The organism is Streptomyces sp. NRRL WC-3605 (assembly GCF_001509795.1).
GTDB classification, from domain to species: Bacteria; Actinomycetota; Actinomycetes; order Streptomycetales; family Streptomycetaceae; genus Streptomyces; species Streptomyces viridochromogenes.
Map to the genome: position 1 here is coordinate 95,566 of NZ_LLZN01000073.1, position 10,063 is coordinate 105,628.

Annotated in this window: 10 protein-coding genes and 1 pseudogene; 3 read left to right on the forward strand and 8 right to left on the reverse strand. The window is 69.6% G+C overall.

Going from position 1 to position 10,063, the window contains the following annotated elements; all coding sequences use genetic code 11:
* Positions 1–19 precede the first annotated feature (19 nt).
* The 5 genes and pseudogenes from ADL34_RS24935 to ADL34_RS24955 all read right to left on the reverse strand — a co-directional run bounded on the left by ADL34_RS24935 (position 20) and on the right by ADL34_RS24955 (position 3,820).
* Positions 20–1,261 (reverse strand): tyrosine-type recombinase/integrase, encoded by a 1,242-nt coding sequence (locus ADL34_RS24935; protein WP_062666684.1) that lies wholly within the window; start codon positions 1,259–1,261, stop codon positions 20–22.
* Positions 1,261–1,455, reverse strand: a complete 195-nt coding sequence (locus ADL34_RS24940; protein ID WP_062666683.1) for a helix-turn-helix domain-containing protein — start codon at positions 1,453–1,455, stop codon at positions 1,261–1,263. Before ADL34_RS24940 ends, ADL34_RS24935 begins: the two co-directional genes overlap by 1 nt.
* Positions 1,452–2,856: pseudogene (gene repSA, locus ADL34_RS24945) on the reverse strand (replication initiator protein RepSA). The gene ADL34_RS24940 and the pseudogene repSA overlap by 4 nt, the downstream one beginning before the upstream one ends.
* Positions 2,853–3,587 carry a helix-turn-helix domain-containing protein gene (locus ADL34_RS24950; protein WP_062666680.1) on the reverse strand — a complete coding sequence of 245 codons (735 nt, stop codon included), beginning with the start codon at positions 3,585–3,587 and terminating at the stop codon, positions 2,853–2,855. The pseudogene repSA and the gene ADL34_RS24950 overlap by 4 nt, the downstream one beginning before the upstream one ends.
* Positions 3,584–3,820, reverse strand: a complete 237-nt coding sequence (locus ADL34_RS24955) for a hypothetical protein (protein ID WP_159038973.1) — start codon at positions 3,818–3,820, stop codon at positions 3,584–3,586. Before ADL34_RS24955 ends, ADL34_RS24950 begins: the two co-directional genes overlap by 4 nt.
* Before the next feature lie 198 nt (positions 3,821–4,018).
* Here ADL34_RS24955 and ADL34_RS24960 point away from each other — a divergent pair, with 198 nt between their 5' ends.
* The 3 genes from ADL34_RS24960 to ADL34_RS36210 all read left to right on the forward strand — a co-directional run bounded on the left by ADL34_RS24960 (position 4,019) and on the right by ADL34_RS36210 (position 6,712).
* Positions 4,019–4,777: a GntR family transcriptional regulator gene (locus ADL34_RS24960; RefSeq protein WP_062666676.1), complete on the forward strand. Its 759-nt coding sequence runs from the start codon at positions 4,019–4,021 to the stop codon at positions 4,775–4,777.
* Between the two features lie 38 nt (positions 4,778–4,815).
* Positions 4,816–5,331: an ATP-binding protein gene (locus ADL34_RS24965; protein ID WP_079034090.1), complete on the forward strand. Its 516-nt coding sequence runs from the start codon at positions 4,816–4,818 to the stop codon at positions 5,329–5,331.
* 1,198 nt (positions 5,332–6,529) lie between these two features.
* A complete protein-coding gene (locus ADL34_RS36210) occupies positions 6,530–6,712 on the forward strand; it encodes a hypothetical protein (protein WP_159038974.1) in 183 nt (60 codons plus the stop codon).
* A gap of 567 nt (positions 6,713–7,279) precedes the next feature.
* Here ADL34_RS36210 and ADL34_RS24975 read toward each other — a convergent pair.
* From ADL34_RS24975 to ADL34_RS24985, 3 genes are all read right to left on the reverse strand, one after another.
* The gene (locus tag ADL34_RS24975; RefSeq protein WP_062666674.1) at positions 7,280–8,062 is read right to left on the reverse strand and encodes a phosphotransferase; all 783 of its coding nucleotides are present in this window, start codon (positions 8,060–8,062) and stop codon (positions 7,280–7,282) included.
* 28 nt (positions 8,063–8,090) lie between these two features.
* Positions 8,091–9,473, reverse strand: coding sequence for an MATE family efflux transporter (locus ADL34_RS24980; protein WP_062666672.1), 1,383 nt, complete (start codon positions 9,471–9,473; stop codon positions 8,091–8,093).
* A gap of 156 nt (positions 9,474–9,629) precedes the next feature.
* Positions 9,630–10,063, reverse strand: a 434-nt coding sequence (locus ADL34_RS24985) for a hypothetical protein (protein ID WP_234375103.1), incomplete at its 5' end; no start/stop codon positions are given.

The window sequence follows — 10,063 nt, forward strand, 5'->3', positions numbered from 1 at the left end:
ATAATCGCAGGTCAGACGGCTAAGCACCCTCGTGGGCCGTCTCCGGGCCGTCAGCGGCTGGCTCCTCGTGGGAGAAGACGCGATCGACGGCGGCCCGGGTGCGGGTCCCGCTCGACGGCATCAGGTGCGTGTACGTCCGCAGCGTGAAACCGGGGTCGTGGTGCCCCAGGTACTCGCTGAGAGCCTTGATACTCTCCCCCGCGTCCAGCAGCACCGAGGCGTAGAAGTGCCGCAGTGCGTGCATGCCGTTGTCCCGACCGGTCTCGACACTCGCGGCCCGAAGCGCCGGCCGCCACACACGATCGTTGAAGCGGTTCCGGTCGAGCGGCAGCCCGGCAGGGCCGGTGAAGATGAGCGATGCCGTGACCGGTGGACCGTCGAGGTTTTTCCACGGAAGCGTGATCCGCGTCGCGGGGTGGCGCTTGAGGTGAGCGGCCAGGGCGAAGGCGACGGACTGCGGCAGAGGCACGTCACGCTCCTTGCCACCCTTCGGCGGAGCGAACACCGGCCGATGCAGGCGCAGTAGCTTGACCTGCCGAACGACGTGGACCACTCCCCCGAGGAAGTCGACGTCCTCCACCGCCAGGCCGAAGGCCTCCCCCTGGCGCAGCCCGCATCCGGCCGCGACGTTGACGAGCGCCTGATAGCGGTCCGGCAGGGCCGAGCGCACATCCATGATCCGTTCGGCAGGCCACGGCTTGACCTTGCGAGGTTCCAGACGGGGCGCGCGCACGGACCGAGCACGGCACGGGTTGGCGCGGATGATCCGGTCTTCCACGGCAGAGGTGAACACCGTGGACACGTGGGCGAAGATGCCGCGCCGGTAGCCAGCGGAGAGCCCACGATCCTCCAGCGTGCGCAGCCAGACCCGCAGATGCGACGGTGTGAAGGAGGCCAGTGGCCGAGAGCCCAGGTACGGAATCGCGTGCAGGCGGAGACGGCTTTCCACCGACTCACGGGTCAGCGGGTCAGTGACCTGCGAGGCCATCCACTCATTGGCGTACTGCTCGAACGTGACCTTGCCAGCCACGGGGTCCACGTAGTCGCCGCGCGACATGTCGGCCTCGATGTTGGCCAACCACTGCTCCGCCTTGCGCTTCTGCTTGTCAGGGAAGCTCTTGGACTTCTCGGAGCCGTCGGGCCCGACGTACCGGGCGCGGTAGCGCAGGCCGACGCCGAAGCGCTCGGTCTTGACCTTGACGGTCTTGCCGTTGGGGCCGGTCTCGACCTTGTACCAGCGGTCTTGGACGTGTCCAGCCATCAGGCGGCCCTTTCCATCTGGGATTCGACCCAGACGCGGACGTCTTCGGGGTCGAAGCGAAGGTGCCGGCCGACGCGGAACCCGCGCGGTCCGGTGTGCTTGCGGCGCCACTGGTAGACGGTCTCGACCGGGACCCCCAGTAGGTCGGCCAGGTCGACCGGGGTCAGGTAGCGGTCGGGCAGCGAGCGCTTCATGCCCACACCTCCATGTCGTCCATGTCGTGCAGATCAGCGAGTGCTTCGCGTGCTGTCTCCCGGTTCAGACGCAGGTCCCTGGCGATGCTGGCGGCGAGCCAGGATTCGCCGGGGCTATGGCCGTGTCCGGCGTAGGTCCAGTGGGCGAGGACGAGGGTCGAGCCGTCTGTGTCGTCCAGGTCCTCGGGGAGTCCGCGTTCGCGGCGTTCCTGGCGGGCGCGGTAGTCGGCGCGGGTCTGGCGCAGGGCGCCGAGGGTGGTGGAGTAGCGGCGGGACTTGGTGGAGAAGTGCCCGCGGAAGCCGAGCATGTGAGCCCACCGAGCTAAGAGGCGGTCGGGGTAGGCGTCGTTGAGCTGGTAACAGGCTTCGATCAGCCGCCGGGTGTGCGCGGGCAGGTCGAGTTTGTTGAGTTCGGCCAGTTCGCCGATGCGGCGGGGCTTTGGTGGCGTACTTGGCGACGTAGGAGGCGACGGCCTGTTCGGTCAGCTCCTCGTGGCCCAGGGCGCCGATGGGCTGCACATCGACCTGCTCTCCCCAGCGCAGGGTGCGAGCGGAGAAGTCCCCAGCGGCCGGGATCGGTACAGCGACGCGAGCGGCGGCGGCCCGGATCGCAGCATCCAGGAGAGCGACGGTGGCCCATGCTGGCGGGGTGGCCTCGGGACCGTCCGGCCCGTCGAGGCGCACCACGGCGTGGAAGTGGACAGCGCCACGCTTCTGGAACTCGGCGACCTTGCCGAAGGAGACCCGGCATTCCTCGCGCAGGGCGGCTTGGGTGATGCCCGCGCGGGCGGCGATCTCCCGGCGGAGGTAGATGGTGAAGCGGCGCCACAGGTCCCCGGCGTGGTTGTTCCACAACACCGCCCCGGTGTAGTCGTACCGCTCCGGGTCGAGGGCCGTGCCGAGGGCCGGGGCAGTCTCGGCGTGCTGGACACCGCAGCGGCAGCGCCCCGAGGCGGGGCGGTTGTGGACCGGGCCGAAGGAGGGGGCGGTGAGGGTGGCGAAGACCCGCGGGTGATCCCGCACGCTCGTGGGCACGTCCTTGCCCTCATCACCGGTGATCCCGGCGCGGATCAGGTGGTAGGTGTCCCCGGCGTAGGTCCAGGCGCAGGCCGGGCACCGCGAGGCACGCCGGTTGCCGCAGGCCACGCGCAGGCGTCCGCCGGGCTCCTGGTCGGTGCTGTAGGAGTACAGGACGTCGCCGGTCTTGGCGTCACGGGTGACCGTCTGGCCTTGCAGGTGGATCGGGTTGGAGCAGCCGCCCGTGCGGCGGATCTGCTCCTGCCAGCGGTCGAAGCCAGGCGTGTTGGCGACCCGGAGCAGGTCGGCCAGGGTGAGCGGATCGGTGCCCACGGCTGCCGCCACGTCAGCGACGGCAGCCGGGGGAACGGGCAGGTGGGTCATGCGGCTACCGCCCGCAGGTGCGCGACCGGCCGGGTAGGGGTGGCCGTGGCGAAGAGGTGGTCCAGGGTGGCCAGGTAGCCGCCGGTCATGGGGGCGGGGCCTAACCGGCGCAAGTGCAGGACCGGAGCCAGAGCCGGGGTGAGGCCGTCGACCGGTGTCGTGACCAACAGGTCATCGTCCACGCGCATCACGTCGGCCCGCAGCCCGGGGTGCGTCGACAGGCGCAGGTCGGGGACCGTCAGCAGTGAGGGGAAGACGTCGCCCAGTCCGGTGACCGGTCCGGCCGGATCTTCTGGGGTGACGATGCGGACGCGGACGCCGGCCGATGCCTTCTCGGCCAGCAGGGTCGGCAGGTCCCAGACCGCGTCGGCCAGGAACAGCAGGTTGGCCACCGCCAGGTCGATCACCGTCGCGGCACCAGCCACGGTGGAGCGCCACAGGCCGTAGGGGACGGTGGAGCGCATCGGGTAGCAGGCGACGACCTCATCCTGAGCGGTCGGCGCGGAGCGGTGACGCTCACCGAGCCGGGGCCACAGGTGATAGGCGTCCGCCCGCAGGTACTTGGCGGCGGCCTCGGCGTTGCGGGCGTGTGGGGTCCGGTCCGTGTTGAGCCAGCGATCCACCGACTTCGGGTCGATGCCCAGGTGGTCGGCCAGGCCCTCGATGGTGACGTTCGCGGCGACCATGGCGGCACGCAGCCGCTCGTTCCCGGTGAGCGTTGCGGCGGTCATGCGGCCACCGCCCCGGTGAGCGAGGTGACCGGCTGGCCCGTCTCCCAGATGAAGGGCATAGCCACCGGGCAGCGTTCCTGGCCGTGGACCAGGACGCCGATGCCGTCGACGTTGATCCAGTCGAGTCCTCGGAGCGTGCCGCAGGCCCAGCACGGCGAGGGCAGGACTACGGCGTCATCGTGGCGGGAGAGCGGGGCGGATAACGGCGCCGGGTGCGCGTCAGCAAGCGTCACGGGCATGATGGGACTTCCCTTCGAGGGAGCCAGGGGCGGCGAATCTTCTTGGCGGTTGAGGCGCCGTCCCTGGGCAGACGGAGGTCGTGCCGAGTTCTCTCATCCGTGCGGCGGTACATCCCTAAGGTTCCCTAGGGCACCTTAGGGTGTCAAGCGGTACGCTAGGGAAGTAGTCACAGAGACAAGGGAGCCGACGCAATGGCGGACCAGGCAGACAATCGGGCGCCCTACGCGCAGATTGCCGCCCACTACGCGGAGCTGATCACGTCTGGGCAGCTCCAGCCCGGCTCGCTGCTGCCGAGCATCAAGAACCTCTCGCAGGAGTGGAACGTCAGCGCCGCGACCGCCGAGAAGGCGTTGCGGAAGCTGCGCAACGAGGGTCTTGTCCGGGGCATTCACGGCATCGGCACCGAGGTCCTGGACCGCCCGTCGCCGATGTCCTCCGGATCGCAGCGCCAGGACCGAGGGCGCCGCACCGGCTCCAGTTGGGGAACCGGCGAACGGTCCGACTCCCACCGGGCATCGGTTGTGCCGGCGCCCGCAGAAGTGGCACAAGCACTGGACATCAAGCCGGGCTCCGAGGTGATCCGGCGCAGCCGGGTCTACCGCGACCGGCACGGGATCGTCGCCCACTCGACGTCATGGATTCCGGTCCGGTACGGAGAGCTGATCCCGCAACTCACCAGCAGTGAGCGGCTGACGGGCGGAACGTCGCTGCAACTCATCGCGCAGGCCACCGGCCGACCCATCACGCACCGGTTCGACACCGCATCCGCGCGACTGCTCACCCCCGAGGACGCGGAGCTCCTGGAGCTGGACCCCGCGAAGGCCCCGCGGGAACCGGTGGTCGTCATGACCGCGAAGTTCGTCGACAGCGAAGGCACCGTCGTCGAGTACGGCGTGGACCTCGGCGGCCCCGGCCGTACGTGGCAGACGGAATCGGAAGTCACCCAGTGACGGACGTGAACACCGCTCGCCAACCGTTCTGCGTCCTCATGGCAGGACTGCCCGGCTCAGGGAAGACCACTCTTGCCCGTGAGCTGACAGCGCGCGGCTTCCTCAGGCTCTGCCCGGACGAGGAGATGTTCCGCCGACACGGCGTATACGGCGTCGACTTCCCCCGAGGGACCTTCCCGACGCTTGAGCGACCGATCCTCGAAGAGACCTCAGTCCAGCTCCGCGAGCAGCTCCAGGCCGGACACGACGTAGTGGTGGACCACGGCTTCTGGACGCCGGAAGACCGCGCTCACTGGCGATCCGTCGCCGCCGAAGGTGGCGCAGTCTCGGTACTGGTCTACCTGGAGGCCAGCCACGAGGAGCTGTGGTCCCGCGTGAACAAGCGCAACGCCCGGCACGAGGACGACCCGAACTCGATCTACTTCGCCGAGAGCGACCTGATCCGCTACCGGAAGCGATTCGTCGCCCCGAAGCCCGACGAACCGCACCTTGTCTACGACGGGGACCCCGAGTCCGTACTCAAGACTCTGCAATCGGAGCTGGACCACTCATAGCCGGGAGCACGACGCCACAGGGCACGAGTTACAGGTTTCTCTACCTCATCAAGCACCCGTCGTCGCTTCGCTCCTCCGGGCGGGCGCGGGCGGCCGGCGGCGCCCGCGCTCATGTCTCCGCCCCGCTCGGCACCGCCGGCCGCCCACTCCCGCCCAAGAGGCAGGCAGACGGAGCATGAGGTCAGAACACGTCGTGGCTGGGGCGGTCGGCTCCACGGCTTTAGGCAGCCACTTTGGGGCGAGCCTCTAAGATCATGGCCCCAACGTCGTGCTTCAACGGGCAGGTCCACAGACTGCCCGACTCGCCGGAAGCTTACGGGGCCATGATCACTCGCCCCAAAGCAGCTCCAGCCCAAAGCCGCTCCACCGACCGGTGTTGACCGTTCCGTCGCTGCAACTGTTTCCACTGCTCTGGGGGACAGCAGCCTGCACGTTACCCCCCACCCCATCACAGTCGGATCTATTGCCGCCCCCACCTGGAGGAAAATCGCAGACCGGCAATGCGATTAGGTCAGTGGCCGAATCTCGCCACTCTCGAAATAGAACCTCAAATGATCCTCAATTTTTCGAATTCAATTGACACGCTTTTGAGTTGCCTCATAGGTTAAGCGTGTCAGCCCAACAAAGGGACAGCATTCAACAAACGGGGAACTGAGTGCACACGGCAGCGAAAGTTATCCTCGCAGGATCCGCCACGATCGGCCTCTTATTCTCGATGCCCGCTGCGGCGTCAGCGGCAGCGGCCGCCACTCAGGCGCGACCGACAGGGTGCACACAACAGGTAGTAAACGTGCGAATGACTGTGGCGAAGTGCAGCAACTCGCACGGTGGCCATTACCGCGCCGTCGCGGTATGCAAGGACCCAGACAATGGTCGCGTTTATCTCTTCGATGGCGACTGGCGGAACAACGGCTCGTTTTCCAAGGCCTACTGCCAAGGTGCTACGGCAGTTCAGAGTGCTGGAATCGAAACCAAGGTGACCTGAATTCGGGGCAGCCACCTCCCGTACATAGCGCTCCTCCGAAATGATCATTCAGCGAAGGGACTTACGTCGATGAAGAAATGGTCGATTCTCGTCACGAGTGGCGTGATAGCCGCCTTCTCCCTCGGAGTCCAGGGAGCAGCCTCCGCAGCGCCCACGGGGGCGAGGGCTTGGCCAACGGGCTGCGAAGCCCAGACCAACTGGAGCAACGGCGCGATGGCTCAATGCAAGAACAGTAATGGCGGCCACTACAAGGCCAGCGCCAACTGCTTGCGCCTGGACGGGGGCGGTACCGTCGTCGTCGATGCTCCGCGCTGGCGCACCAGCGGCTGGTCGCAGGTCTTCTGCCCGGCCCTGACCAAGTTCAAGTCGGCCGCGTTCATCACCAAGTCCACGTAAGGACGAAGGTACGGGCACGCCTTGCGTACCTCAGAGAGCATGGCCGCGTCCACGTAGGACCACCCTGGCGTTCGGTTGTTGCGCATAGTCCCCATCAGCTTGCTGGCGGGGACTATGCAGCTGTTGCTCGACAGACCTCGATGACTTCCCCGTCCGTGAGTCGCATCGTGGCGGCCACGGGCCCGGTTCGGGCCGTCCCGGGGCCGTCGGAGGGTGCTCAACGACGACCAACGCTGACAACCGCCGACAGCTAAGTCGCAGGTCGCAGCGTTGATCGGTCATACGGCCGCAGGTGAGAGCCCCGGCCCTTCACTTCTTCGGGTACTGAGGCGGGCCCAGGTCACAGGGCTGGGTGCCCTCGTCGTGGGCCGCTTCCCGCTCGACGGGCTCCTCCCGCGTCCAGCAGCGCCGGGGCACCCGCCCCCGGACAGCTTCAGCGCGGAGCTGCTCCTCCGGCCTCAACGCGCCACAGCCGTGGTCGGGTACTGAGGGCGCGGAGCGCGAGGAGACTTCAGCGGACTGAGGGGGGCGGTTCGACGCCGGGCCGCCTCATGGCGGACGGGGGTGTCAGGCGGGCCCGAGGAGTTCCCCGCGGTGGGACAGTGCCCAGGTGCGTTCCTCCTCGATGTCCGGGATGAAGTCCTGGCGCAGGAACGACGCCCAGGGGTCTTCGCCGAGCGGGCCCAGGCGGGCTATGCGGTCGGTCTCGTCGCGTTGCAGCCGGGCCAGGGCGTCCAGTACGTCGGCCGGGTCCGCGCCGTAGGCGTCACACAGGAGCCGGAGCCGTCGTGCCAACGGGGCGCCGTCCGGGCCGAAACCGACCTTGCGCTGACGTTCGGGGAGCCGCAACGGCACGCTGTACCAGGCCAGTTGCGCGAGGTCGTCCACCGCGTGGCCGGGGACGGCCAGGTCCCAGTCGATGAAGCCGACCAGACGGTTGTCCTCCCAGACCGAGTTCCAGGTCGTCAGGTCGCCGTGACGCATGATCAGGCCGGGCCGCCAGCGGGCCTCCGGGTCGCACCAGACGGCATCCAGCGAGGGCCGGAAGTCGCGTACGGCGTCGTGGTACTCGCGCAGCCACCTCCCGAGCGCGGTGACGCCCTCGTCCGTGAGGAGCGCCCGCGGCCACGGGTACAGGCCGACTTCGCCGCGCAGCAGGGACACGGCTTCGTGGCCGTCCACGGGACCGTCGCCGAGAGCGCGGGGCGCGCCCGCGAATCCCACCTGCTCCAGATGCCGCAGCAGTTCCCGCACCGCGGGGGTCCAGACGCGCCACGGCCTGAGAATGGTCTCCCCGGCCCGGCGCACCGTCGAAAGGCCACCGCGCACCGACTCACCGTCCTGGATCATGGGGGGAATCGTAGTGCGCGGCGGCGGATCACCGGCCCGTCGGGACCTTGGGATCGGCTGCACCGTGCGGCGTGCCGTCGTATGCGCTGTGCCGGTGGAAGGAGTACGCCTTTCCGGCGGCCTGGAGGAAGTTGGCGAGGGCCAGGGCCGCCCAGAGGGCGGTGAGGCCCCCGGCTGCGGCGAGCGGTGCGGCGACCGCCGCCAGCACTCCGTAGCAGACGGCGGTCGTCACGAAGCTCGGCACCGTGCGCTTGAGGCCGATCAGCCCGAAGCCGACGACCGCCTGCGCGGCGTCGGTGACCACCACGGCCAGCACCCACGGCAGGAGGTCGGTGATCCGCGGCCGTACGGCGGCGTCGCCGGTGAACAGCGGGACGACCCACGCGCTGAAGACGATCACCGCCGTCCCGATGCACCCCACGACGGCCAGGGCCAGCCAGGTCCCGGCCCGGACGCTGCGCCGGATGTTCGCGCCGTCGCGCTCCTCCGCGTACGTGGAGACCAGGGGGACGGTGGCCTGGCCGACCGCCACGGCGGCGGTGAAGATGAGGTTCACCAGGGAGATCCCGACGCTGTGCGCCGCCGCGCCGTCCGTCCCGATCCGGGCCGCGGCGAAGGTCAGGACGCCGAGGACGGCGAACTTGACGAGGACGGTGCCGGCGAGCGGGATGCCCACGGCACCCACCTTCCAGACCTGCCGCGGGTCCGGCCGGCCCGGACGGAGTGAGCGGCCGGACAGCGCGGCGCACCGGCGGAGAGCCAGTTGGTTGGCGACGGCGGTGATGAGGCTGGAGGCGAGCATCGCGATGCCCGCTCCGGTCAGGCCGAGGCTCGGCAACGGGCCCGGCCCGCCCACGAGGAGGACGGGCAGCGTGGCCGACGCGGCGGTGCCGAGCAGTCCGGCCCGCATCACCGACGCCGAGCGTCCGAGGGCGACCAGGACGGACGTCGCCGCTGAGGTGACCGCTATGGCGAGCACGCCGGCCGCCAGCAGGTAGGGGAAGCACCCCAACGCTTCGAGGGTTGCGCGAGGCACCCCGGCCACCCGACCGATCAGCGGCACCGCCGCGACGGCCGCCGCACCCAGACCACCCACGAGGACAGCCAGCCACATCGCGCTGTGCACCAGGGGCAGGAGCCGGTCCGGATCGTCCTTGCGGGGCGCGACGAACGGCATCACCCCGCGCAGCGCGCCCGCCACGGTGGCGGTGGCCGGGCTGAACACGGCCAGGGTGACGGCGAAGGCGGCCAGGGCTGCCGTGGCGTGGTTGCCCAGCAGGGCGGTGTCGACCAGGGCCCCGGCCGACGCGGCGATCATCGTCAGGTACAGCGGCAGCGCGGCCGCCGCTATCCCGGCCCACGAACTCCGCCCGGCTCGCCCGCTCCCCGTGCCGATCACGGTCTCGATCATCACACCGTGAGTGCCGGCGGGTGGGCGGGACGGGGGAAACGCCGCGCCGTCCGCCGACGCCCGGCGGTTGGCCCTGACGGCACCCCGCGCTTCGTCCTCACGGACCTGCTCGGGGTAAGCGTTCGGGTGCCGCTGAAGCCGGTGCGCGTTTCCCGATCAGTCCTCGTCCCCGTCGTCCTCCCACCCGATCGGCCGCAGGGCCGATCGGTAGGCGCCGGTCGCGACGAGATGGTCGATGACCTCGGTCATCGCCGGGATTCCGGGGTGGCGGACCAGGAGGTTGTCCCAGCCGTAGTAGTACCGGCCGTCGAGGCACTCCCCCGTGTCCTGCCGGTGGTCCATCACGCGGCGCGCCTCGTCGAGCGTGACGACGCTCCCCGACCAGCGCTGCCCGTCGGGGAAGGTCACCCACATGTCGTTACCGCACACCTCGTCGAGGTCCTCCCCCTCGCCCGCTACGAAGCAGATCTCGTACCCCTGCCCGCGCACGCGGTAGAACGGGCCGTCCCACATGCGTCCCCCAGTCCCCCAGTCCTCCGGCCCCCGGACCCCGGCCCCCGGCACCCGGCCCCCGGCCCCCGGCCATGACC